The organism is Brucella sp. IR073 (assembly GCF_049065735.1).
Classification (GTDB): domain Bacteria; phylum Pseudomonadota; class Alphaproteobacteria; order Rhizobiales; family Rhizobiaceae; genus Paramesorhizobium.
On sequence record NZ_JBAKHD010000002.1, the window covers coordinates 380,687 to 404,797 of the forward strand.

Sequence of the window (24,111 nt, forward strand, 5' to 3'; positions counted from 1 at the left end):
GGAGATGACCATTCCGCAAATGGCGATGGTTCTGGCGGCGGGATTGGGCAAGCGCATGCGCCCGATCACGGACACCATTCCAAAGCCGCTCGTCGCCGTGGCCGGCAAGCCGCTGATCGATTGGGGGCTGGATGCGCTGGCGCAAGCGGGCGTGCCCACGGCGGTGGTCAATGTGCATTACCTCGCCGATCAGATGGAGGCACATCTGAAAAGCCGGACGAATCCGCGCATCGTCATTTCCGACGAGCGTGACGGCTTGCTCGATTCGGGCGGCGGCATCATCAAGGCCCTGCCGCATCTGGGGAAGGAGTCCTTCTTCGTCCTCAACGCCGATACGTTCTGGACCGATGGCGATACGCCCAATCTCCATCGCCTGAGCGAGCATTGGGACGAGCGCCGCATGGATATTCTTCTGATGGTCGCCTCGCCGGATCAAGCCACCGGCCATACCGGGCGCGGCGATTTCACTATGGATGGGGAAGGGCGGCTCAGCCGCTATGGCGATGCCGGCTCGCCCCTCATCTATGCAGGCGTCGCCATCGTGCATCCGCGCATCTTCGCGGGAGCGGCGAGCGGAGCTGTGTCACTCAACCGCTATTTCGACCGCGCCATCGAGGACGACCGGCTTTACGGGATGAAGATGGGCGGTCACTGGCTCACGGTCGGCACGCCCGAGGCCATCGGCGCGGCCGAAGCCGCCCTTGCAAGGATCGGGCGGTGAAGCGGCCGCCCCGCCTTTTCTCCATCGCGCCGGGGACGCCCTTCCTCCCCACCCTGGTTCGCGCGCTGCTTGACGGCACGCTCATCCCCGGCTTTCCGGCAAAGCCGGACGATCCGCTGGCGCTCGCCTCTGCTACCATCTATGTGCCGACCCGCCGCGCCGCCCGCGCGCTCCGCTCCCTGCTGGTGGAGAGGAATCCAGCCAAATCGGCCATTCTTCCCACCATCCGCCCGCTGGGCGATGTGGATGAGGATGCGGCGATTTTCGAGGCCGGTTCGCGCGGGTTTCTGGACCTTCTGCCCGCCATCGGTGGGGCGGAACGGCTTCTATTGCTGGCGCGGCTGGTGCGTCCGTGGCGCGAAAGTTTGCCGGCTCACGTTCGTGCGCTTTTCGGCAATGAGGATGTGGCGGTTCCCGCCACCACCGCCGACGCCATCTGGCTTGCCCGTGGCCTCGCCGACCTCATGGATCAGGTCGAGACGGAAGGCGCGAGCTGGACCGAGCTTAACCGCATCGCCCCGGACGAGCTTGCCGACTGGTGGCGGGTAACGCTGGGCTTCCTTGATATCGTCACCCGCCTTTGGCCCGATATCCTCGCCGAGCGCCAGCGTTCCAACCCCGCCGCCCACCGCAACCGGCTGATCGAACTGGAAGCGGAACGACTGCGCCTCCACCCGCCCGCCGGGCCGGTCATCGCCGCGGGTTCCACCGGCTCTATCCCGGCGACAGCGGAACTCATCTCTGTCATCGCCAACCTCCCCAATGGCGCAGTGGTGCTGCCCGGCCTGGACCGCGATCTCGATCCGGGCGCGTGGGAGATTTTGGGCGAGAAGGAAACGAGCCCATCTATCTTCGGCCATCCGCAATTCGGGCTTGCCAAGCTCATCCGCCATGTCGGCGGCTTGCGGGGCGATGTCATCCATCTCGGCGAACTGCCCACGGACAAGCGAATGCGCGAGCGCATTGTCAGCGAGGCGCTGCGTCCTGCCGAGACGACGGATGCCTGGGGCGGGCTGGTGCTCGATCCGGCAGCAAGCGCCAGCGCCATGCGCGACGTGGCGCTGATCGAGGCGGCGAATGAGCGGGAGGAGGCGCTGGCGGTCGCGCTCGCCCTGCGCCACGCCATCGAAAATCCTGACCATACGGCGGCGCTGATTACGGCGGATCGCGATCTTGCCCGCCGCGTCTCGGTCGAGCTTGCCCGCTTCGGCATCGAGGCGGATGATTCGGGCGGCCGGCCCTTGCGCGACAGCCAGGCGGCCATGCTGTTCCGGCTGCTTCTGGAAACGGTCTTCAACCCCGGCGATCCCGTGGCGCTTCTGGCGCTGGCGAAGCACCCGCTCGTCAATGCGGGCGGCGAACGGGCGCATATTCGCCGCGCCGCTGAAACGCTTGAGCTTGTGGCCTTCCGGGGCGGGACGGGCAGGGCGTCGATTGCCGATCTCCCCGCCTTCTTCGACAAGAAGGTCGCGGAAAGCGCGGCGCTTCATTACCGCCCCGCCTGGCACGAGACCGTAAGCCCGGCCATGCTGGACGAGGCACGTGCCCTCTGCGTCGCGCTGTCGGAGGCAGTGGCGCCCCTCCTTCCGCTGATCGAGAGGGAAGAGCCGGTCGACATGGCGACGGTGATTCGCCTGAGCGTCGAGGCGCTGGAAAATCTGGCGCGCGATGAGAAAGGCAGTGTCGCTCATCTCTATGACGGCGAGGCGGGCGAAAAATTCGCCTCCTTCCTGCGCAATCTCGTGGCGGCGGATTCGGGCCTCGATTTCCAGCCCAGGGAATGGCCGGCCATTGCCGATGCGCTGATATCAGGCGAAACGGTGAAGCCGCGCCCAGGCGGTCATCCGCGCCTTTTCATCTGGGGCGCGCTCGAAGCCCGGCTCCAAACCGTGGATACGATCGTGCTGGGCGGGCTCAACGAAGGCGCGTGGCCGGGCAAGACCCGCAACGATCCCTTCATGTCGCGCCCGATGAAGGCGGCGCTGGCGCTGGAGCCGCCGGAGCGCCGCACGGGCCTCGCCGCGCATGATTTCCAGATGGCGATGGGCATGGACAGGGTGATTCTCTCCCGCTCGCAGCGTTCCGCCAACGCCCCCACCGTGCCATCGCGCTGGCTGCAGCGGCTGGCGACTGTGCTGGGGCCGGACGAGACGGCGGCACTGCGGGCGAGAGGGGCCAAATATCTGCAATGGGCGCGCGAGGTCGATACCGCGCCCGACGTGCCCTTCGTCAAGCGCCCCGAGCCCAAGCCGCCGGTGGAAGTAAGACCGAAGCACTTCACGGTCACGGAAATTGAAACGCTGCGGCGCGATCCTTACGCCATCTTCGCCAAGAAGATTTTGCGCCTTCGCCCGCTGGAGCCGCTGATTCGCGATCCGGCAGCGGCGGAACGGGGCACGCTGTTCCATGATATCCTCGGCGCGTTTACCCAAAGCGGCATCGATCCGCGGGGGGAAGGGGCGCTGGCGGCGCTTCTCGATCTGGGACGCCAATTCTTCGACGCCGCCGCCCTGCCTGTCGAGATCGAAGCGGTATGGTGGCCGCGCTTTGCGGCGCTTGCCCCGGAATTCCTCAAATGGGAGCGGGAGCGCGCCCGTGATGTCGCCGCGCGTCATGCCGAAATCGCCGCCCGCGCGCTGGAAATAGACGGTCGCGGCATCACGCTTTCCGGCCGCGCCGACCGCATCGACCTGCTGCGCGACGGCACGGCTGAGATCATTGATTACAAGACGGGCTCTACCCCGTCGCGGCGGCAGGCGCATGTGCTGCTCTCGCCGCAATTGGCGCTGGAAGCGGCGCTTCTCGCCCGTGGCGCTTTCGGCGAGGCCGGTCCCGTCCCGGCATCGAACCTCTTCTATGTCCGCCTGCGCGGCAATGGCGCGGTGGAGCCCGAATCGATCCTCGCGCTCTCGGGCAAGACCAAGAGCTTTAAATCCGCGCCCGAAATCGGCGAAGAAGCTTGGCAGCGGCTCGGACAATTGCTGGATGAATATGCCAAGCCTGACAAGGGCTACCTTTCCCGCGCGCTGCCCTTCCGCGAGACCGATTTGACCGGCGATTACGACCATCTTGCTCGGGTGCTCGAATGGTCGGCGGGCGCGGCAAACGGCAGCGGGGAGGGCGGCGAATGAAGAAGAAGCTTTTTATCCCGCCGGAAACCATCGCCGCGCAGGCCCGTGCCGCCAATCCGAAGGATTCCGTGTGGGTTTCGGCCAATGCCGGCTCGGGCAAGACCCATGTCCTGACCGAGCGCGTCATCCGGCTGCTCCTTGAAGGCACCGACCCCTCGCGCATCCTCTGCCTGACCTATACCAAGGCGGCTGCGGCTGTCATGCAGAACCGCGTCTTCGCCCGCCTTTCCGAATGGGCGATGCTGCCCGACGAAGCGCTTGCCGAGAAGCTCGAAGCGCTGGAGGGCGAGCGGTCCGGCGCATCTCGCCTCAGAGCGGCGCGGCGGCTCTTTGCCCGCGCGCTGGAAACGCCTGGCGGCCTGAAAATCCAGACCATCCACGCCTTCTGCGAGGCGATCCTGCATCAGTTTCCGCTGGAAGCCAATATTGCCGGCCACTTCGAGCTGATGGACGATCTGATGCAGGTCGCGCTGGTGGGCGAGGCAAGAAGGCAATTGCTGGAAAAGGCTCGCACGGCCGGTACGATCCAGCCGTCATTCTCGGGCTTGTCTCGAGAATCTGCGACGGAAAAGGCAGGCAATGACCGTCCCGATAATCTTCCCGTCGTAGATTCTCGGGACAAGCCCGAGAATGACGGGGGGAGGGGGCTCGCCAAGGCCTTCGATGACGTGCTGAGCGTCGCGGGCGAAATGGGCCTGCAAGCACTGCTCGATGAAGCCGTCAATCGCCGCCATGCGCTCCAGCGCTTCATCCGCGAAGTCGGCGGCGACGAGAACCGCAAATCGCTGCTCTATTCCATCTTCGGCTTTACCGGCGACGAACGGGAGGAGGATATTCTGGCAGAGGTCTGGCCGCTGCCGGAATTTTCCGATTCCGTGCTCGAGCGGCTTCTCGCGATTCCTAAGGGCGCGGCACGCGCGCAGGATTTTGCGCTGCAGCTGCGCGAGATGCCCAAAGCGCGAACCATCGCGGACAAGGAGGAAATCCTCCGCCTCGCCTTCCTAAAATCGACGGGCGAGCCGAAAAGCGGCAGCTATGTTTGCTCAAAGCCGGTTCTGGCTGTTGTGCCGGACTTTGAAGAGGTGTTCGACCGGGCCGCTGCGCGCGTTTATCAGGCGCTCGACCGGCTCAAGCAATTGCGGCTGATCCGGCTCAACCTCTCCGCCTTCATCCTCATCGATGATCTGCTGGCGCGCTATCAGGCGATGAAGCGCAGTCGCGGGCTTCTTGATTTCGACGACCTTATCAACCGCACCGTCTCGCTGCTCGCCCGCGAAGGGGCGGGGCATTGGGTGCAATACAAGCTCGACCGGGGCATCGATCATATTCTGGTGGACGAGGCGCAGGATACGAGCCCGGAGCAATGGCAGGTCATCCATATGCTCTCGGCAGAGTTCTTCTCCGGCCAGGGCCAGCGCGATATCCGCCGCACGCTCTTTGCCGTGGGGGACGAGAAGCAGTCGATCTATTCCTTTCAAGGCGCCGTGCCGCAGGATTTCGCCGCCTCGGGCAAGATGGTCAGACAGAAGGCGGAAAGCGCGGATCTGACCTTCGGCGACGTCCGGCTCAATTTCTCCTTCCGATCCACACCGGACGTGCTTTCCGCCGTCGATCTTGTCTTCGCGCGCCCGGAAGCTTATCGCGGGCTTGGCCTGGAGCCGGGGCCGACGCAGCACGAGGCGATTCGCCGGGAAGCGCCGGGCGAGGTGGAGATATGGGACCCGCTGAGCCCGCAAGCGGTGGAGGAGCCGGAGGATTGGCGCATCCCCGTCGATCATCTCGCTGCACCCGCCGTCCGGCTCGCCGAACAGATCGCCGCCACGATCCGCCATTGGCTCGATCATGGTGAGATCATTCCGGGCCAGGAACGCAAGCTCGAAGCGCGGGATATCATGGTGCTGGTCAGGAAGCGCGACCAGTTCATGCCGGCCCTGTCGCGGGCGCTGAAGACGCTGGGCGTGCCGGTGGCGGGCGCCGACCGGCTGAACCTGACCGACCATATCGCCGTCAAGGATCTGATGGCGCTCGGCCGTTTCGTGCTGCAACCCGCGGACGATCTGTCGCTGGCGGCGCTCCTCAAAAGCCCGCTCTTCGCGCTCGACGACATGCAGCTTTTCGGGCTCGCCCATCCCCGCGAGGCAGGGCAGACATTATTCGAACGTATAGCGCAAGAGGCTGAGCACGATCCCGCTCTCGCCGCTGTTCACGAGACCTTGCGGGGCTGGCGTGCGAGCGCCGACACCATGCCGGTGTTCGAGTTCTACGCCCGGATTCTCGGGGCAGGGGGCGCGCGGCGCAAGCTGCTCGCCCGGCTGGGGCCAGAGGCGGGCGACGTCATCGACGAATTCCAGAATTATGCGCTTGCCGCGGAGAAAACCGGTCTGCCGGGGCTTCAGGCATTCCTCGAAACGCTGGAAGCGGCGGCACCCGAGATCAAGCGCGAGCTCGATCAGAACCGCGACGAAGTGCGCATCATGACGGTTCACGCCGCCAAGGGGCTGGAAGCGCCGGTGGTGTTTCTGGTCGATCCCGGCAGCGCGGCCTGGACGGCGAATCGCGCCCCGAAACTCATTCCCTTCGATATGAAGGAACCTGACGGTTGGGAGGGGAAAGGGTTCATCTGGCAGCCGAATGGTTCTTATGAAACCGCCTTCACGGCCGTGCGAATCGAGGAATTGAAGCGCCGCGCCGAGGAGGAATACCGCCGCCTGCTCTATGTCGGCATGACGCGGGCGGAGGACCGGCTGATCATCTGCGGCTATAAAGGCGCACGCGAGGGCGGCGAGACATGGGGGAAGCTGGTTTCCGATGCGCTGGCCGAGCGATGCGAACCGGTCGAGCATCCGGTGGAAGGGGTCGTTGCGCGGCGCTACCGCAAGACGATAACCGGCGAGATCGCCCTTGCGGAAAAGGAAGAATCAGCCGCGCCAGCGCCCGAGCCGCTGCCGGAAAGCTACCGCCGCCCGATGAAGCGCGAGGCCGGCCTGCCGCGCCCGCTGTCTCCATCAGGCGCATCGGTTTTGATCGAACCTGATGATGCGCAGGCGGCCATGCCAGACTCGCCCGTGCTGGCCACGGACGATGCCGCCCCGAGCTTTGCGATTCGGCGCGGCACGGTCATCCACGCGCTGCTGCAACACCTGCCCGATATGCCGGCGGAAGAGCGGCTGATAGCGGCACAGCGGTATCTCAGCCACGCGGCCAATGATTGGCCTGAAATCGAGCGGGAAAAGGCGCTCGATTCTGTCTTTTCCGTGCTGGAAGATACTGATTTTGCTCCTGTTTTTGCCGAAAACTCGCGGGCGGAAGTGGAAATCATGGGGATGTTGAAGCTCGGCAGCAGGGAACACGCAGTCTCCGGCAAGATCGACCGCCTTGCTGTGGAAAAGACCCGCATTCTCATCACGGATTACAAGACGAATCGCCCGCCGCCCACGGACCTCACTGAGGTTCCCCGCCAATATATCGCCCAGCTTGCGCTTTATCGTGCGCTGCTCAGGCCGCTTTATCCGGGACTTGCCGTGGAAGCGGCATTGCTTTTTACCGAAGCGCCGCGCTTGATCACGATTCCGAGCGAGGCCATGGACGAGGCTATTGCGGCTCTTGAAAGCCTTCCTCACTCGTGAGAAACAGATGCTTGAAGCGCATCGTGGAACACACCACATGATGCGTTACCTGTTAATCGAAAGGGAACGCCAGATGGCAACCGTAAAGATCGACGCCAGCACTTTTCACTCCCACGTGCTCCAATCGGATGGGCCCGTCGTGGTGGACTTTTGGGCGGAATGGTGCGGCCCATGCAAGATGATCGCGCCCGCGCTGGAGGAAATCGCATCTGAAATGGCCGGTCAGGTCACGATCGCCAAGGTGAATATCGACGAGAACCCGGAACTCGCCGCCCAGTTCGGGGTACGGTCGATTCCGACACTTCTTCTTTTCAAGGATGGCGAGCTTGCCGCCAACATGGTGGGCGCTGCTCCGAAGAGCCGCCTGTCCGACTGGATCAAAGTATCCGCCGCTGCTTGTGCTTGAGTTTATCGTTTTCAACAAAAAGCCCGGCTTCGGCCGGGCTTTTTGCGTTTCAGGGGTACGCTCAAATCTTTCGCAGCGCTACTTCCTCGACAAAGTGATTGGCGCCTTTGCGTAAGATCAGGTCGGCGCGGGGCCGTGTCGGGAGGATATTGTCCTTAAGATTCTTCAGATTGATATTGGTCCACAAGCCCTCGGCGATGATGAGCGCCGCGTCGTCGGAAAGCTGCGAATAGCGATGGAAGAAGGATTGCGGGTCGCGGAAGGCGGTTTCGCGCAGGCGCATGAAGCGGTCGATATACCATTTGCGGATCTCCACCGTTTCCGCATCGATATAAATCGAGAAATCGAAGAAATCCGAGACGAAGGGCACCATCTTGCCGTCCTCGGGCAGGTCGCGGACCTGCAGGACATTAATGCCTTCGAAAATCAGAATATCCGGGCGGTCGATGGTGACATATTCGCCCGGCACCACATCATAGGTGAGGTGCGAATAGACGGGGGCGCGGACATGCCTCATCCCGGCCTTGATCGAAGACAGAAACCGCAGCACCGCGCCGACATCGTAGCTCTCCGGAAAGCCCTTGCGCTCCATCAGGCTCTGCGCGCGCAAGGTGGCGTTCGGATAGAGGAAGCCGTCTGTCGTTACCAGATCGACCTTGGGGCTCGACGGCCAGCGGGCGAGAAGCTCCTTCAGCACGCGCGCCGTGGTGGATTTGCCCACCGCCACCGAACCGGCGATGCCGATGATGAAAGGCGTTTTCACCGCATCGTCCATCTTCAGGAATTGCTGGCGCTGGCGGAAGAGAAGCTGGCTCGCCTCGACATGGGCGGAGAGGAGGCGCGACAGCGAGAGATAGATGCGCCGCACCTCTTCCAGATTGATCGGATCGCCCAGCGAGCGCAGCCGCTGGACTTCCTCGGCGGTGAGCGTCAGCGGCGTGTCGGCGCGAAATCCCGCCCATTCCTCTGCCGTAAACAGGCGATAGGGCGAGTATTTGCTCGGAATGAGCTGATCCGTGGCTTCCCACATGGCGCGAACCTTGTTCAAGTATTCTTGCGTCCGGCCTTTTCCGCAAGGCCGGATTGCGCGGTGCGCCGCTCGAGTTCCGCAAGAACCGAGGCAAGGTCGACGCCACTTATCTTCCAAACGACCAGAAGGTGATAAAGCAGGTCGGCGCTTTCGCTGATAACGCCCTGCCTGTCGCCGGAGACGGCTGAAATCACCGTCTCGACCGCTTCCTCGCCCAGCTTCTGGGCGGCTTTGCCGACGCCCTTGGCGACGAGGCTCGCCGTATAGGACGAACCGTCTGTAACAGCGGCGCGCTCGGCCACGATGCGCTCCAGGTCCTTGAGAGTAAAATCCGTCATTTGTCCTCCCCGCCCGAATTACTGGGCCGGATCGAGCCGCATCGCGATCCCGGCTTCCGCCATATAGCGCTTTGCTTCCGATATCGTATAGGTGCCGAAGTGAAAAATCGAAGCGGCGAGAACGGCCGTGGCGTGGCCGTCACGGATGCCCGCAACCAGATGGTCGAGACTGCCGACACCGCCGGAGGCGATAACCGGCGCGCGCACGCTATCGGCCACGGCACGGGTCAGCGCGATATCGTAGCCGACCATGGTGCCGTCGCGGTCCATGGAGGTGAGCAGGATTTCGCCCGCCCCGAGATCGACCATGCGCCGGGCAAAATCGATGGCGTCGAGGCCTGTGGCCTCGCGACCGCCATGGGTGAAGATTTCCCAGCGGTCCGCCTCATCGGGGCCGGACACTTTCTTGGCGTCTATGGCAACGACGATGCACTGGTTGCCGAACTTGTCGGCTGCTTCGGCGACAAAATCCGGATTTTTCACCGCCGCCGTGTTGATGGACACCTTGTCGGCCCCCGCGAGTAGAAGCTTGCGGATATCAGCGACGGTGCGCACCCCGCCGCCCACTGTCAGCGGCATGAAGCATTGCTCCGCCGTGCGCGCCACTACGTCGAAGATCGTCTCGCGATTTTCCGAGGAAGCGGTGATGTCGAGGAAGCAGAGCTCGTCCGCACCGGCGGCGTCATAGGCCTTGGCCGCCTCGACGGGATCGCCGGCATCGATCAGATCGACGAAGTTGACGCCCTTGACGACGCGGCCATCTTTAACGTCGAGACAGGGGATAACACGGGCCTTCAAAGTCATGCGGCTGTCCTCAGAACTGCCAGCGCTTCTTCTGGATCGATCCGCCCGTCATAAAGCGCGCGGCCTGAAATCGCACCTTCGAGCTTCCTTGCATCAGGCATGGTCATCCGCTTGATGTCCGCGATGGAGGCAAGTCCGCCCGAGGCGATGACGGGAATGGAAATGCTATCTGCCAGCGCCAGGGTCGATTCCCAATTGATACCGGCCAGAACCCCGTCGCGGTCGATGTCGGTGTAGATGATTGCCGCGACACCCGCACCCTCGAATTTTTTCGCCAGTTCGATGACGCCCAGTTCGGAGGCTTCCGCCCAGCCTTCGACCGCGACCTTGCCGCCCTTCGCATCGATGCCGACAGCGACTTTTCCAGGAAATTTCTTGCAGGCCTCGACGACCAGCGCCGGATCGCGCACGGCGACCGTGCCCAGAATCACCCGCGCCAGCCCCTTGGCGAGCCAATTCTCGATATGCTCAAGCGTGCGGATACCGCCGCCAAGCTGCACCGGGTTCTTCGTCGCCTTCAGGATCGCCTCAACAGCCGCGCCGTTGACGCTTTCGCCCGCAAAAGCGCCGTTGAGATCGACCACATGCAGCCATTCGAAGCCCTGTTCCTCGAAGGCCTTCGCCTGGGCGGCGGGGTCGGCATTATAGACGGTGGCGCTATCCATATCGCCCAGCTTCAGGCGAACGCACTGACCGTTCTTCAAATCGATGGCGGGAAAGAGGATCATGGTTTCCACTTCAGGAAATTGGCGATGAGGGCGAGGCCGAGCGCCTGGCTCTTTTCGGGATGGAACTGCATGCCTGCCAGATTGTCGCGCGCGACGGCGGCCGTGATCGGGCCGCCATAATCGGCGGTAGCCAGTACATCATCAGGGTTTTCCGCGTCGAGCGCATAGGAGTGGACGAAATAGGCGTGAAGCCCATCCGCGCCGGTCTTTATTCCATCGAAGAGCGGGTGAGAATGTTTCACGTGAATCGTGTTCCAGCCGATCTGGGGGATCTTTAAGGCGGGGTCCGACGGCGTCATTTCGCGCACGTCACCCTTGATCCAGCCGAAGCCTTCCGTCACGGTCTTTTCCAAACCGCGCGAGGACATGAGCTGCATGCCGACGCAGATGCCGAGGAAGGGGCTGCCTTTTTCGATGGCCACTTCCTCAACGGCTTCCGCCATGCCGGGCACGGCGGCAAGCCCGCGGCGGCAATCGGCATAGGCGCCGACGCCAGGCAGCACGATGCGGTCGGCGGTGAGCACCCGCTCGGCATCACCGGTCAGGTCAATTTGCGCGTCAATGCCGTTTTCCCGCGCGGCACGCTCGAAAGCCTTGGTCGCGGAACGCAAGTTCCCCGAGCCGTAATCGATGATGGCGACACGCATTCTCAATTTTCTCCGTAAAAGCCGACGAGGCCCAGCCTCGCATCCGGCTGGGGCGTGGCGGATCGGCTGGCACGCTTCTTCCGCGTGGCCCGCGCCGCCGCACCATCGGTGAAATAGCGGATATCGGCTTCTTCCCTGTCATCCGCCTCGATGACGCCTTTGTCGGCATAGCCCTTGCGGCGCAGCGCGGAAAGACGCCAATTGTTGCCTTCGAGCGCGACGAGAATGGAGATAAGGAAGGTCAGAAATGTCGTGGTGCCGGGTGCGCTCCAATATTCACCGGCTAACCCCAACGCCACCGCCGCGACCAGAACAAGGCCGGCCTCGAACCAGAGGCGATAGAAGAGAAGCCAGAGGACGGGCATAATCAGCGCCAGAAACGAAAAGCCGTCGCGGACGAAAACCGTGCGCTCCGCCGCGCCTTTGCCCGTCTCTGCCGGCGGCTTCATGACGACATAACTTGCCATGCGTTCAGCCTCTCAAACTTCCCTTGGTGGAGGGGATCGCGTCCTTCTGGCGCGGATCGGCCTCAATTGCCGTGCGCAGCGCACGCGCCACTGCCTTGAAGCAGGTCTCGGCGATATGGTGGTTGTTCGCGCCGTAATGGTTGGTCACATGCAGGGTGATCCCGGCATTTTGCGCTAGCGCGTGGAAGAATTCGCGCACCAGCTCGGTATCGAACGTGCCGATCTTCGGCGCAGAGAAGTCGACCTGCCAGACGAGGAAAGGGCGGCCCGACACATCGAGCGCGGCGCGCGTCAGCGTTTCGTCCATGGCAAGGTCGATGGAGGCGTAGCGCTTGATGCCGCGCCGCTCGCCCAGCGCTTTGGCAATGGCCTGACCGATGGCGATGCCGGTGTCCTCCACCGTATGGTGGTCGTCGATATGGAGATCACCCTTGGCCCGGATCGTCATATCGATCAGGGAATGGCGGGAAAGCTGCTCCAGCATATGGTCGAAAAAGCCAACGCCGGTGGAAATATCGAACGCGCCGGTTCCATCCAGATCGACCGAAACGGCGATGCTGGTTTCCTTCGTCGTGCGTTCCACCGATGCGGTGCGGTTGCTGTTCGATGCCATGGTTTATTCCCGCTGTCGTGAGTTAGCCTGCTTCTAGAACAGCGAGCGTCCTTTGCCAAATGCTTTAGTCGCCGTCACCAGATGCCGTCATCCTCGACGACCGGAGTCGTGTATGACGGCTGGACGAATGTTAACCCTGACCGGTTTGCATTTCGTTCATGCGTTCATACATAGACTGCACGCATCCGGTTTTCGATGCTTGCAGGGGTCCGCATTTGCCGCCGTTGACGGGGCGAGGGGGCCGCTTAACGGAGTTTTCCATGATCGAACACAATCCCAACACCATTTACGGCACGACCATCGTCACCATCCGCAAGGGCGGAAAGGTGGTGATCGCTGGCGACGGGCAGGTTTCGCTCGGCCAGACGGTGATGAAGGGCAATGCGCGCAAGGTGCGCCGCATCGGCAAGGGCAATGTGATCGCCGGTTTTGCCGGCGCCACCGCCGATGCCTTCACGCTGCTGGAAAGGCTCGAAACGAAGCTGGAGCAATATCCCGACCAGCTGATGCGCGCTTCCGTCGAGCTTGCCAAGGACTGGCGCACCGACCGCTATCTGCGCCGTCTGGAAGCGATGATGCTGGTCGCGGATGCCCAGGTGACGCTGGCGCTGACCGGCACGGGCGACGTGCTGGAGCCTGAACATGGGGTGATGGCCATCGGCTCGGGCGGCAATTATGCGCTCGCCGCGGCCCGTGCTCTCATCGACACGGATATGAGCGCCGAAGATATCGCACGCCGGGCGATGCAGATCGCCGCTGACATCTGCGTCTATACCAACAGCAATATCATCCTTGAAAGCATCGACGCCGCGTAACGGTGAACTGGAATTAGAAGAATGACAACATTTTCCCCCCGCGAGATCGTTTCCGAACTCGACCGCTTCATCATCGGGCAGAAGGACGCCAAGCGCGCCGTGGCCATTGCACTGCGCAACCGCTGGCGGCGCCAGCAGCTCGAAGGGCAGATGCGCGAAGAGGTGATGCCCAAGAACATCCTGATGATCGGACCGACCGGCGTGGGCAAGACCGAAATCTCCCGCCGTCTGGCCAGGCTGGCGGGCGCGCCCTTCATTAAGGTGGAAGCCACGAAATTCACCGAAGTCGGCTATGTCGGCCGCGATGTCGAGCAGATCATCCGCGATCTCGTCGAAGTCGCCATCGGCCTCGTGCGCGAAAAGAAGCGCGAGGAGGTGAAGGCGCGGGCGCATCTCAACGCCGAAGAACGGGTGCTCGATGCACTGGTGGGTAAGACGGCGAGCCCGGCGACGCGCGATTCCTTCCGCAAAAAGCTGCGCGACGGGCTGCTGGACGACAAGGAAATCGAGGTGGAAGTTACTGACACCGGCGGCGGCATGCCCAGCTTCGAAATTCCGGGCATGCCGGGCGCGAATATCGGCGTGCTGAACTTAAGCGACATGCTGGGGAAGGCGATGGGCGGGCGCACCAAGATGCGCAAGACGACGGTGAAGGAATCCTATGACCTGCTCATCAATGACGAATCCGACAAGCTGCTCGACCAGGAGCAGATCGTGCAGGAGGCGCTGAGGGCGACGGAGGATGACGGCATCGTCTTTCTTGACGAGATCGACAAGATCGCCGCGCGGGATGGCGGCATCGGCGCGGGTGTCTCGCGCGAAGGCGTGCAGCGTGACCTTCTTCCGTTGGTCGAGGGAACGACAGTGGCGACCAAATATGGGCCGGTTAAGACCGATCACATCCTGTTCATCGCGTCCGGCGCTTTCCACGTGTCGAAGCCATCGGACCTTCTGCCGGAACTGCAGGGCCGCCTGCCAATCCGGGTTGAGCTCAATGCACTGACGCGAGAGGATTTCCGCCGCATCCTGACCGAAACCGAGGCGAGCCTAATCAAGCAATATATCGCGCTGATGGCGACGGAGGAGGTGACGCTCGACATCACCGACGACGCCATCGACGCGCTCGCCGATATTGCTGTTGATCTGAACTCCAGCGTCGAAAATATCGGCGCGCGGCGGCTGCAGACGGTGATGGAGCGGGTGCTCGACGAAATCTCCTTCTCCGCCCCCGATAAATCAGGCACGACTTTCACCGTCGATGCCAAATATGTGCGGGAGACGGTGGGCGACCTTGCCAAGAATTCCGATCTGTCGCGGTTTATCCTGTAGCCCGCGGATGCCTGTGTGGCATTCCAGCATCGCCGTTAACTAATCGTAAAACCCCCTCGACTTCATCGAGGGGGTTTTCTATTTTCCGGCCCGACTTTCGAGAACGGGATGCTTGAATCCCCCCGGGGCTGACCGCATAGACATGAAAAGCCTGTTAACCCTTATCGCCGGCATGGGCCTCTTTGCCGCCAGCCTTCTCAGTGCCGGAGATGCCGATGCCGCCACGCTGGTTCCTCCCGGAAACCGCAATGCGGACCAGCCCGGCATTCCCGGCGCATCGGCCAAGCGCACACGCGAACTCAGGACGACCTATGAGGCGAAATACCGCAAGATCTATGATCTGCTAAAACGCGACGCGGGGCTGCGCGCGAAGATCAGAAGCACCGCTTCCGCCTATGGCATCGATCCCATCCATATCGCCGGGGCCATTGTCGGCGAGCATACATACAATGTCGATGTCTACGACCGGCTGCAGACCTACTACGTCAAGGCGATGTCCTATGTCCGGCAGGGGGTCAGCTTCGATTATAATGGCGAGACGATCGGCAACTTCGTGAAAAGGCCGGAATTTTCCACCTGCGCCCGCTTTACCGACAGCTATTCGCTCTGGGATTGCCGCGAGGATGTCTGGAACAGGACCTTTCGCGGGCGAACGGTGGATGGGCGATCCTATCCCAACAACCGTTTCAGCGCTGTATTCTTCCAGCCCTTCTATGCCGGACAGACCTTCGGGCTCGGCCAGATCAACCCGCTGACGGCCTTGCAGATGTCCGACATGGTCAACCGCATTTCCGGCCTGCCGAAACTCGATGCCGGGGACGGGAATGCCGTCTACAAGACGATCATGGACCCCGACCTGACGCTGCCCTATGTCGCGGCAACGCTGAAGCATTCCATCGATGCCTACCGGAAATTTGCCGATTTCGATATTTCGAAAAATCCCGGCATTACCGCCACGCTTTACAATGTCGGCGGGGCCGACGAGCGCGCCCGTGCGCTTGGCCGGGAAAATGCAAGACGCATGGCAGCGGGCCAGGACCTGCTGCTTCCGCAGGAAAATTATTATGGCTGGCTGGTGAACAGCAAGCTGGATGAACTGCGGGAGCTTTTTTAGAGCCCACGTCCGTCATTCTCGGGCTTGTCCCGAATCTGCGGCGAAGAAACGAAAAGCAATTACCGTCCTGACAGGCTAAGCCACGGCAGATTCTCGGGACAAGCCCGAGAATGACGTCGGGAGAGAAGCCTATTTACGTCGTTTGCGCGCCGCCTCGATTTCCCCGCTCAGGTTCTGAATCGTCTCGGGATCAATCAATCGGATGTTTTTAGCCAGCAGATTGGCGAGCTCGGTGGCTTCCGGCGATAGGCCCGCCGTGTCGATCACCACGCGCGGATGCGAAATCTTCGCCAGTTGCTGCAATTCCTCCGCCTCGTCCCAGATGATGTTGAAATAGGTGATGATGCGCTGGAGAAGGTCCCAGGTCGGCTGGCCGCGGCGTCCGTGCTCCAGCGCGGAAAGATAGGCGGCGGATACGCCGATCTTCGCGGCCATCTCCTTTTGCGAGACATTGCGCTCCTCGCGCAGTTCCCGGATGCGCTTGCCGAAGGGTGTCATAGGCTTTCCTCGATCATGTCGCAGCGCGGCGCAAGCGCACATAGAGCGCGCCATGGCCGCCATGCTTTCGCGCCGCATCCTCGTAGGCGCTGACCAGAATGCGGAAAGCAGGCGTGGAAAACCAATGCGGCACCGCCTGGCGCAATATGCCCTCGCTGCCGGAAGACGAGCCCTTGCCAGTGATGACCAGCACATGGCGCAGACCCCGCGCCCGCGCATCGAGCAGGAAGCCATAGAGCAGCCCGTGCGCCTCGCTCTGCGTCAGGCCATGCAGATCGATCCGCGCCTCGATATCGAGCCGGCCCTTGGCGATCTTGCGGTGCGTCGTCCGGTCGAGCGGATGGAGCGGATAGGATTCGCGCGGCGGCTGTTTCGGCTTCGATACAGGCAGGAGGGCAGGAGGGGCCTGTTCCGTTTGCGGTGGCGGAACGGGCTCCCGCCCGCCGATTTCCGCCTCCCATAGGTCGAAATCATCGGGTAATTTGGGGAGGCGGGGGGCGCGCGGTTTCAGGGGGCGGGTGGTGCGGGCGACGGTTTCCCAGAGAATACGGTCTTCCAGCCGCAACGGGGTTGGCGGCTGGTCGTCAGCATCTTTCGGTTTCTTGTCGCGGGGTGCCATAAATCACCCCTTTAGCAGGCTCCTCGGCACCAGTGCATAAAAATCAGCGTCATTGCGGATGACGCCGGCAATCTCGCCGGCAGCCGGACCGGAACCGGTGAAGAGGTCGCCGCGTGCCGGGCCGACAATGGCCGTTCCGGTGTCCTGCGCGATCATCAGACGGCGGAAACCATCGGTTCCGAATGCCTGCAAATCCGGCGCATCGATAAAGAAGGGCGTGCCGAAGGTATGGAGCAGCCGGTCGACGGCAATGGAGCGGCCCGGCGTCAGCGGCACCTTGGCGGCGGCGATGGGACCGAGCGCCGGGTCTTCCACAGGCGCCTCGCGGAAGAAGATATAGGAGCGGTTTTGCCAGAGGATTTCATCGATGCGGTGCGGATTATCGCGCAGCCAGGCGCGGATCGACTGCATGGTGACCTCAGCCTCGGGGATTTCGCCAAGGCCGATCAGCACCCGGCCGATGCTGGTGAAGGGATGGCCGGATTTCGCCGCATAGGTAATCCGCCGCCATGTGCCATCGGGCATATGCAGCCTTGCAGCGCCCTGAACATGGGCGAAAAACACATCGACCCGGTCCGCGGCATAGGCGATTTCGAGGTTGCGCCCTTCCAGCGCGCCCGACTCAATGGCGCGGCGGTCGTGATACTCGACGAGCTCTTCTCCCACCTTGCGCGCGAAGACGAAGGAGGGGTCGATATGGGGCGGGCGGTTCCCGTCATCGAGCTCGATGAGATCGTCAGGCTTTCGGTAAAATGGGACGCGGTATAGGCCGGTTTTCGTCGCGGAAGCCTCAATTTCCGGCTCGTAAAAGCCGGTAATCCTGGCTTTTTCTTGGATTAAACATGGCAAAAAATGGGCTTCGAAGAAGGCGCGGGGTGACTCGATATCTGCCTCACGAGCCGCCGCGAAAATGGGCGCCAGCGATTCGAAGCTGATGCCGAGCGCGCCGCTGCGGTAGGGCTTTTCCAATACACGGAAGGCCGAGCGCCGGAACGCGGCAAAGGCACTGGCATGATCGTTCTCACCCCAGCCGGGAACATCCGTAAATGATACGGGCGTGAAAAGCCGCGACAGCATGATGCAATTTCCATTCAGCCGCTATGCGCGGCGCAGGATCAATCCTCGGCTTCCGTCGCCACCAGCTTCCAGTTGGGATCGCGGGAGCGAGTGTCGCGGGCGAAGGTCCAGACGTCCTTGATTTCGACCACCGCATCCGGGTCGCCATCGACGACATTGCCATCCTTGTCCATGGTGGCGGAAATCATCTGGCTGACGATACGGACAGTGACATTGGCCTCGCTGCCCTTCATCCCGGCGCCCGATATATCGGCCTTGTTGATCCCGACGAAGGAGGATTTGATCGTCTCGCCTTTCTTCTCCCGCTCATCGATGGCCGCGACGAAGCCATCATAGACATCCTTGGCAAGAAGCGTCTTCAACGCCTTGCGGTCTCCTGAAGCAAAGGAGGTCACGATCATCTCATAGGCCATCTTGGCGCCATCGATGAAGCGCTTCGGCTCGAAGGACGGATCGGCGGCGCGGATGGCGCGCAAGCCATCGTTGAGCGCCGTGCCGGCGGGCGCGATGGCATCGATGTCGGAGAAATCCTTTTCCGCCGGCTCCGCCGCCCGGCGGGGCAGGGCGACGACATTGTCGCTGTTGCCATTGGCGGGCGCATTCTTCGCGGGATCGCCGGTGCGCGGAGAGTAGGGATCATAGGGCGGCCGCTCGTGGCCGGTGCGGCGGCCAAGGACATTGCGCAGTTGCAGGAAGATGATCACTGCCGCCACGAAGAAGAAAATCGTCCCGAAATCGAAAAATTCCATACCGCCTGCCGATCCTGATGATGCCGAGCATGGGAATCAGCGTCTAACGCGATTCACCCATCGGAAATTGCAATGAACTCCCAAAAACATATAGTCTGACACGTTGAATCATTCAAATGCCGATCCCAGTTCTAGAGCATCGCATAAAGAGGTTTCTCCTCGGTATACCAACGAAAGGTCAGCGACGCCGTGCCATTTTCTTTCATCGCGCTTCTCTTCCTGGCGCTGCCCTTTGTGGAAATCGCTGGCTTCGTCATCGTCGGCAGCCATATCGGCGTGCTGCCGACCCTTGCGCTGGTGGTGCTCTCAGGCGTGCTCGGGCTTTTCCTGTTGCGCGTCCAGGGCTTCAGCCTGCTGCAGCGAATCCGGACGGAAATCGCCGCTGGCCGGGTGCCCGACCGTGAGGTGGTGCATGGCGCGATGCTGGTCGTGGCGGCGATCCTGCTCATCATTCCCGGCTTTTTCACCGACATTTTCGGGCTGTTGCTGTTCATTCCGCCAGTGCGCGATCTCGTTTGGCGCTATCTGATCCGCAGCCGGGTCATCGTCACCATGAGCACGTCAGGCTTCGGCCGACGGAACCAGACATCTGGAGAGCCGCGCGACAGGGTTATCGACCTCACCCCTGAGGATTATGAGCGCAAGCCCGACCGCAACTCGCCATGGCGCGGCGACCGGGAATAGCCACAGCTTGCAAGCCCGGCGCCATTGCCTCAAAAGGACGCACATGTTAGGGCGAATCCTGAGTTAACAAGGCCATCATGGCCTTCTCCTTAAGAAAAAGGTCTTCCGACGATGGCAAAGACACCGAGCGCTGCGAATTCCAGCGAAGCGAAAAATGGCAATGGTTCCGGCGCCGGCTCCGAGCCGTCGCTGAACATTCTGGCGCAATATGTGAAGGATCTTTCCTTCGAAAGCCCCGGCGCGCCGCTCTCGCTGCGCCCGCGCGATAAGGCGCCGTCGATCAATATCAATGTCAATGTGAACGCCAATCCGATCGGCGAGAATGAATTCGACGTGGTGCTGACGCTTTCGGCCCGTGCCGGCGAGGGCAAGGACGTGCTCTTCAACGTCGAGCTCGTCTATGGCGGCGCTTTCCACATCCAGGGCTTCCCGCAGGAGCACATGCTGCCGCTGCTTTTCATCGAGTGCCCGCGGCTGCTCTTCCCCTTCGCCCGCCAGATCATCGCCGAGGCGACCCGCAATGGCGGTTTCCCGCCGCTGATGATCGACCCGATCGATTTCGCCGGCATGTTCCAGCAGCGCATGGCCGAAGAGCAGGCCAAGGCGGCGGTGAAGAGCTGAGGGTTTCGATTTCCGTCCAATAGAAAAAGCCCGGTTCGCACGAGCCGGGCTTTTTCTATTGGACGTTTCCTTCCGCCGCGCAGCCGGATAGAGGGAATGCTGAAATGCTTCAGAAGCCCTTATTACTCCCCCACTTCCGCCGTGTACTTCGCCCAGATCGCCTTCGAACCCATCTTGGCCACAAGCGCGGCGTGGGCTTCTTCCTCCAGCGCCGACAGCCGAGGGGGCAGGGGCTCCGGCCGGGCTCCAATGACGATGACGGTTTCGCTCTCGACCGTCCCGGCGCCGCGGTCGGTCTTTTCGATGGTCAGGCCAAGCGCGGCCTGCTTGCCGCCGATCAGTTCGATATAGACTTCCGCCAGGATTTCCGAATCGAGAAGCGCGCCGTGCAGGGTGCGGCGGCTGTTGTCGATTCCGTAGCGCTTGCAAAGTGCGTCGAGTGAGTTGGGGCCCATCGGATGGCGGCGACGGGCGAGCGCCAGCGTGTCGACCACCCGCTCCGTGGGGATAGGCGGCTGGCCGATGCGCTCCAGCTCGGCATTGATGAAGCCGATATCGAACATCGCATTGTGGGCGACGAGCCGCGCGCCATCGAAGAACTCGAGAAAATCATTGGCGATTTCCGGAAAGGTCGGCTTGTCGGCCAGCTGCTCGTTGCTGATGCCATGGACCGCCAGTGCTTCCGGATGAACGGCGCGGCCTTGCGGATTGATATAGACATGAAAGGTGCGGCCCGTGGGAAAACGGTTGATAAGCTCGACACCGCCGATTTCGATGACACGGTCCTCCAGTCTTTCGAGGCCCGTCGTTTCGGTGTCGAATACAATCTCCCGCATGGATGATATTCCTTTCAGTCGCTTCGCTGAAACAGACTCTCTCGCCAAACCGGCCTTTGCAAGGCTGACAAGCTCTTATCCAGCATTCTCTTGCCGCAAACGGCCAATGATTTCTGCGACGGCTTTCCGGGCGGCGTCCAGTCCGTGACCGGTATCGATGACAAAATCCGCACGAGCGCGCTTTTCCGCATCCGGTATCTGGCGGGCGAGGATCGCTTCAAATTTTTCGGCTGTCATGCCGGGGCGCGAAAGAACGCGCTGCCGCTGGATTTCAGGCGCGGCGGAAATAACGAGGATCTTGTCCACGTCCTTTTCGGCTCCGATCTCGAAGAGCAGCGGAATATCGACCAGCGCAATATCCGCGCCCGACGCCCGTGCTTCACTCAGAAAATCTTCTCTTTCCTTCCCCACAAGCGGATGGACGATAGCCTCCAGCTTCGCAATTTCCTGCGGTTTCCCGAGGACCGCGGCGGAGAGTTTTTCCCTGTCCACGCCGTTTTTGCCAGTCGTACCGGGGAAAGCCGCTTCGATCAGCGGCGCGGCGCGGCCGGCATAGAGCCGGTGCACCGCTTCATCAGCGCTATAGACGGGAATGCCGGCATCGGCGAACATTTGCGCCGTGGTCGATTTTCCCATGCCGATGGAACCTGTCAGACCGAGAATGATCATCTGGATTTTTCCATATCGGCGAGGATGTAGGCGCGCAGGTCGGGCGTGACTTGCGGGCGCAGGCCGAACCAATGTTCGAAGCCCGGCACCGCCTGATGCAGCAGCATCCCCAAGCCATCGACCGTCTTGAGCCCTGCTTCCCGCGCTGTGGAAAGAAAGGGTGTTTCCAAGGGTACATAGACGATATCGGTGATAATGGCTGCCGGGTCGGCCTTGGTCAGGTTCAGGGCCATCTCATGCCCGCCATGGCCTTCCATCCCCACAGGCGTCGTATTGACGATGAGGCCAGACATAGAAACCAGATCCTGGGCCTTATCGATGGGATGGGCGAAAACACCGGGCCCAAAATGGTCCGCCAATTCCGCCGCGCGGGAAAGCGTGCGGTTGACGACATGGATTTGGCTAAAACCCCGGCTTTTCAGTGCATGGATGATGGCGCGGCTGGCGCCGCCGGCGCCCAGAACCAGCGCAACGTCCGTGTCGTCCCACCCCTTAGCATACTCATCGAGATTGGCGGCGAAGCCATAGGCATCCGTATTGCCGCCATGGAGCCGGTCATTCTCGAACCAGAGCGTGTTGACCGCGCCAATGGCTTCCGCCGCCGCATCGCGCTTTTCGCACAGCGCAAAGGCCGTTTCCTTATGCGGGATCGTGACATTGCCCCCGGCATAGCCCTTTTCTCGCAGCGAAGAGACGAAGTGCGCGAATATGTCAGGCGAGGTCTCCACCGCCTCATAGCTGCCTTCGAGCCCATGCGCCTCCAGCCAAAAGCCATGGATAAGGGGCGAGCGGGAATGCCCGATCGGAAAGCCGGTGACGAAGGCTTTTGGCTCAGCCATCGATGGCTCCCAGCTCACGCAATTGGCCAAGGAGTGGCAGCATCGGCAGGCCGACAATGGTGAAATAATCGCCGTCGATCTTTTCGAAAAGCTGCAATCCTTCGCCTTCAATCTGGTAGGCGCCGACGCTCTTCAATGCGATGTCACCGACCCGTGCCAGATAGCGCCCGATGAATTCAGGACCGAGCGGGCGCATGGTCATTCGCGCCACCTCGACATGCCGCCAGATAGTCTCTCCACCGCGTGCGATGACCACGCCGCTGTTCAGCTCATGGGTTTTTCCCGAAAGCTTCAGGAGCTGCCGGCGCGCCGCATCCATATCCACCGGTTTGTGGAAAATCTCGCCTTCCAGCGACAGGGTCTGGTCACTGCCGATGACGAGGGCCTCCGGATGGTTGCTGCTGACATCGAGCGCCTTCGCCTCGGCCAGAACAGCTGCGACATCCTCTGATGTCGCGCCGCTGCCCTCAAGCGTCGCTTCCACAGCACGTTCGTCGATATCGGCTGCAACGGCCTCAAAGGCGATGCCGGCATTCTTCATAAGGGCGGCGCGAAACGGGCTTTTCGATGCCAGGATGATCCGTTCGGTCATGACATTATCTCCAAAGCTTTTTCGCCGCATAATCTTATCCAAAAAGTCAGCAACTTTTCGGGATCATGCGTGTCTGGTTACCGGCTTCGCGGGCGAAGGGCAAGAATGGCGGCGGCGGTTTCCTCGATCGAGCGGCGGGTCACATCGATGACCGGCCAGCCATGGCGCGCGCAGATGCCGCGGGCATAGGCCAGCTCCTCCGCAATATTGGCGCGGTCGGTGTAAATGTCCACGTCATAGCCGGGTGACGCGCCCAGAACCCGGTTCTGGCGGATCTGCGAAATGCGCTCTGCCGTCGCGACCAGGCCGACGATCAACGGCTTTGTCGCCGACACCACTACCTCTGGAATGGGAATGCCGAGAACGATGGGGATATTGGCTGTCTTTATCCCTCGATTGGCGAGGTAAATGCTGGTCGGCGTCTTCGATGTCCGGGAAATACCGATCAGAATGACATCCGCCTCGTTGATATCGGGCGGCAATTGCCCATCATCATGCTCCATGGTGAAATTGAGCGCATCGATGCGACGGAAATAATCGGCGTTGAGCACATGCTGCGCGCTGGCACGGCGATGAGCGGGAGCGCCGAGATAAGACTGGAAGGTGGTTAGCACCGGCTCCAGCACCGAAACGGAGGGCACGCCCATCGCGGCGCAGCTTTCATCGATGATCCGGGCGAGTTTCTGGTCCACCACCGTATAAAGAACGATGCCCGGCTCCGCGTCGATATCGGCAAGCACTTTTCGCAGCTGCTTCTCCGTTCGGATCGACGAATAGATGTGCTCGATCGCGCGGCTATTCCCATATTGCGCTGCCGCCGCGCGCCCCGCCGCCAGGAGAGTCTCTCCGGTCGCATCCGAAATCAGATGAAGATGGAAGTAGGAAAGCGGTTTTGTCACCAGTTTTCTGCCGTCCCTGTTGAAGACTGTGGGTAGACGCGGGCCTCACGCACAGAGAGATGGCAGCCCTCTGGAAACTTGGCAAGTCATCCACAACGGGACGGCCTGTGAGGAAGTCTCGGGCCCATGTGTGAATCGATCAATGAATGGCTCGTTCGGTTTGTGTTATTCGCAAAGTTTCCACAGGAAGGCTGGAGAGAATGTGAAGACCAAGCTTCTGACTCTATTCGATGAATCCCGATATCATTGCTTTTTAGGC

At 61.8% G+C, this 24,111-nt stretch carries 25 protein-coding genes; 9 read left to right on the top strand and 16 right to left on the bottom strand.

Annotation, left to right across the window (positions count from 1 at the left end; all coding sequences use genetic code 11):
- Window positions 1–4 precede the first annotated feature (4 nt).
- The 4 genes from ACOWVG_RS05595 (at window position 5) to trxA (ending at window position 7,884) form a co-directional block, all read left to right on the top strand.
- Complete coding sequence (locus ACOWVG_RS05595; RefSeq protein WP_420960517.1) at window positions 5–721, top strand: nucleotidyltransferase family protein; 717 nt, start codon at window positions 5–7, stop codon at window positions 719–721.
- On the top strand, window positions 718–3,852 hold the full coding sequence (gene addB, locus ACOWVG_RS05600; RefSeq protein WP_420960518.1) for a double-strand break repair protein AddB: 3,135 nt from the start codon (window positions 718–720) through the stop codon (window positions 3,850–3,852). The genes ACOWVG_RS05595 and addB overlap by 4 nt, the downstream gene beginning before the upstream one ends.
- Window positions 3,849–7,478, top strand: coding sequence for a double-strand break repair helicase AddA (gene addA / locus ACOWVG_RS05605; protein ID WP_420960519.1), 3,630 nt, complete (start codon window positions 3,849–3,851; stop codon window positions 7,476–7,478). The genes addB and addA overlap by 4 nt, the downstream gene beginning before the upstream one ends.
- A 73-nt stretch (window positions 7,479–7,551) precedes the next feature.
- Window positions 7,552–7,884: a thioredoxin gene (gene trxA / locus ACOWVG_RS05610; protein WP_420960520.1), complete on the top strand. Its 333-nt coding sequence runs from the start codon at window positions 7,552–7,554 to the stop codon at window positions 7,882–7,884.
- Window positions 7,885–7,945: 61 nt separating this feature from the next.
- Here the strand turns inward: trxA and coaA are convergent, their stop codons facing one another.
- From coaA to hisB, 7 genes are read right to left on the bottom strand one after another with little or no spacing between them, the layout of a single operon-like run.
- Window positions 7,946–8,914, bottom strand: a complete 969-nt coding sequence (coaA, locus tag ACOWVG_RS05615; RefSeq protein ID WP_420960521.1) for a type I pantothenate kinase — start codon at window positions 8,912–8,914, stop codon at window positions 7,946–7,948.
- Between the two features lie 14 nt (window positions 8,915–8,928).
- Window positions 8,929–9,252, bottom strand: coding sequence for a phosphoribosyl-ATP diphosphatase (locus ACOWVG_RS05620; protein ID WP_420960522.1), 324 nt, complete (start codon window positions 9,250–9,252; stop codon window positions 8,929–8,931).
- 18 nt (window positions 9,253–9,270) lie between these two features.
- Window positions 9,271–10,056, bottom strand: a complete 786-nt coding sequence (gene hisF / locus ACOWVG_RS05625; protein WP_420960523.1) for an imidazole glycerol phosphate synthase subunit HisF — start codon at window positions 10,054–10,056, stop codon at window positions 9,271–9,273.
- Window positions 10,053–10,784, bottom strand: coding sequence for a 1-(5-phosphoribosyl)-5-[(5-phosphoribosylamino)methylideneamino]imidazole-4-carboxamide isomerase (hisA, locus tag ACOWVG_RS05630; protein WP_420960524.1), 732 nt, complete (start codon window positions 10,782–10,784; stop codon window positions 10,053–10,055). Before hisA ends, hisF begins: the two co-directional genes overlap by 4 nt.
- Complete coding sequence (gene hisH / locus ACOWVG_RS05635) at window positions 10,781–11,431, bottom strand: imidazole glycerol phosphate synthase subunit HisH (RefSeq protein ID WP_420960525.1); 651 nt, start codon at window positions 11,429–11,431, stop codon at window positions 10,781–10,783. The genes hisA and hisH overlap by 4 nt, the downstream gene beginning before the upstream one ends.
- 2 nt (window positions 11,432–11,433) lie before the next feature.
- Window positions 11,434–11,898: a DUF2628 domain-containing protein gene (locus ACOWVG_RS05640; RefSeq protein WP_420960526.1), complete on the bottom strand. Its 465-nt coding sequence runs from the start codon at window positions 11,896–11,898 to the stop codon at window positions 11,434–11,436.
- Between the two features lie 4 nt (window positions 11,899–11,902).
- The gene (hisB, locus tag ACOWVG_RS05645; protein ID WP_420960527.1) at window positions 11,903–12,511 is read right to left on the bottom strand and encodes an imidazoleglycerol-phosphate dehydratase HisB; all 609 of its coding nucleotides are present in this window, start codon (window positions 12,509–12,511) and stop codon (window positions 11,903–11,905) included.
- Window positions 12,512–12,771: 260 nt separating this feature from the next.
- Between hisB and hslV the strand changes: the two genes are divergently transcribed.
- The 3 genes from hslV to ACOWVG_RS05660 all read left to right on the top strand — a co-directional run bounded on the left by hslV (window position 12,772) and on the right by ACOWVG_RS05660 (window position 15,769).
- Complete coding sequence (hslV, locus tag ACOWVG_RS05650) at window positions 12,772–13,326, top strand: ATP-dependent protease subunit HslV (RefSeq protein WP_420960528.1); 555 nt, start codon at window positions 12,772–12,774, stop codon at window positions 13,324–13,326.
- A 21-nt stretch (window positions 13,327–13,347) separates the two neighbouring features.
- Window positions 13,348–14,655, top strand: a complete 1,308-nt coding sequence (gene hslU, locus ACOWVG_RS05655; protein WP_420960529.1) for an ATP-dependent protease ATPase subunit HslU — start codon at window positions 13,348–13,350, stop codon at window positions 14,653–14,655.
- Between the two features lie 172 nt (window positions 14,656–14,827).
- Window positions 14,828–15,769, top strand: coding sequence for a DUF1402 family protein (locus tag ACOWVG_RS05660; protein WP_420960803.1), 942 nt, complete (start codon window positions 14,828–14,830; stop codon window positions 15,767–15,769).
- A 129-nt stretch (window positions 15,770–15,898) separates the two neighbouring features.
- On the opposite strand, the gene ACOWVG_RS05665 is transcribed toward ACOWVG_RS05660, so the two are convergent.
- Genes ACOWVG_RS05665 through ACOWVG_RS05680 form a run of 4 tightly spaced genes read right to left on the bottom strand, consistent with a single transcriptional unit; the run spans window position 15,899 to window position 18,712 of the window.
- The gene (locus ACOWVG_RS05665) at window positions 15,899–16,267 is read right to left on the bottom strand and encodes a helix-turn-helix domain-containing protein (protein WP_420960531.1); all 369 of its coding nucleotides are present in this window, start codon (window positions 16,265–16,267) and stop codon (window positions 15,899–15,901) included.
- 13 nt (window positions 16,268–16,280) lie between these two features.
- The gene (locus tag ACOWVG_RS05670; RefSeq protein WP_420960532.1) at window positions 16,281–16,886 is read right to left on the bottom strand and encodes a Smr/MutS family protein; all 606 of its coding nucleotides are present in this window, start codon (window positions 16,884–16,886) and stop codon (window positions 16,281–16,283) included.
- A 3-nt stretch (window positions 16,887–16,889) separates the two neighbouring features.
- Window positions 16,890–17,963: a murein transglycosylase A gene (locus ACOWVG_RS05675; RefSeq protein WP_420960533.1), complete on the bottom strand. Its 1,074-nt coding sequence runs from the start codon at window positions 17,961–17,963 to the stop codon at window positions 16,890–16,892.
- Window positions 17,964–18,001: 38 nt separating this feature from the next.
- On the bottom strand, window positions 18,002–18,712 hold the full coding sequence (locus ACOWVG_RS05680; RefSeq protein WP_420960534.1) for a Tim44/TimA family putative adaptor protein: 711 nt from the start codon (window positions 18,710–18,712) through the stop codon (window positions 18,002–18,004).
- Between the two features lie 189 nt (window positions 18,713–18,901).
- On the opposite strand from ACOWVG_RS05680, the gene ACOWVG_RS05685 reads away from it, so the two are divergent.
- Together ACOWVG_RS05685 and secB are read left to right on the top strand one after the other, a co-directional pair.
- On the top strand, window positions 18,902–19,396 hold the full coding sequence (locus ACOWVG_RS05685; protein ID WP_420960535.1) for an FxsA family protein: 495 nt from the start codon (window positions 18,902–18,904) through the stop codon (window positions 19,394–19,396).
- 111 nt (window positions 19,397–19,507) lie between these two features.
- On the top strand, window positions 19,508–20,017 hold the full coding sequence (gene secB / locus ACOWVG_RS05690) for a protein-export chaperone SecB (RefSeq protein ID WP_420960536.1): 510 nt from the start codon (window positions 19,508–19,510) through the stop codon (window positions 20,015–20,017).
- A gap of 122 nt (window positions 20,018–20,139) precedes the next feature.
- On the opposite strand, the gene dnaQ is transcribed toward secB, so the two are convergent.
- From dnaQ to ACOWVG_RS05715, 5 genes are all read right to left on the bottom strand, one after another.
- Window positions 20,140–20,853 (bottom strand): DNA polymerase III subunit epsilon, encoded by a 714-nt coding sequence (dnaQ, locus tag ACOWVG_RS05695; RefSeq protein ID WP_420960537.1) that lies wholly within the window; start codon window positions 20,851–20,853, stop codon window positions 20,140–20,142.
- Window positions 20,854–20,928: 75 nt separating this feature from the next.
- A complete protein-coding gene (coaE, locus tag ACOWVG_RS05700) occupies window positions 20,929–21,522 on the bottom strand; it encodes a dephospho-CoA kinase (RefSeq protein ID WP_420960538.1) in 594 nt (197 codons plus the stop codon).
- Entirely contained in the window at window positions 21,519–22,361 is an 843-nt protein-coding gene (locus tag ACOWVG_RS05705) for a shikimate dehydrogenase (protein WP_420960539.1), read from the bottom strand. Before ACOWVG_RS05705 ends, coaE begins: the two co-directional genes overlap by 4 nt.
- Window positions 22,354–22,953 (bottom strand): Maf-like protein, encoded by a 600-nt coding sequence (locus tag ACOWVG_RS05710; protein WP_420960540.1) that lies wholly within the window; start codon window positions 22,951–22,953, stop codon window positions 22,354–22,356. Before ACOWVG_RS05710 ends, ACOWVG_RS05705 begins: the two co-directional genes overlap by 8 nt.
- A gap of 77 nt (window positions 22,954–23,030) precedes the next feature.
- Window positions 23,031–23,852, bottom strand: coding sequence for a pyruvate, water dikinase regulatory protein (locus tag ACOWVG_RS05715; protein ID WP_420960541.1), 822 nt, complete (start codon window positions 23,850–23,852; stop codon window positions 23,031–23,033).
- Between the last annotated feature and the right edge of the window lie 259 nt (window positions 23,853–24,111).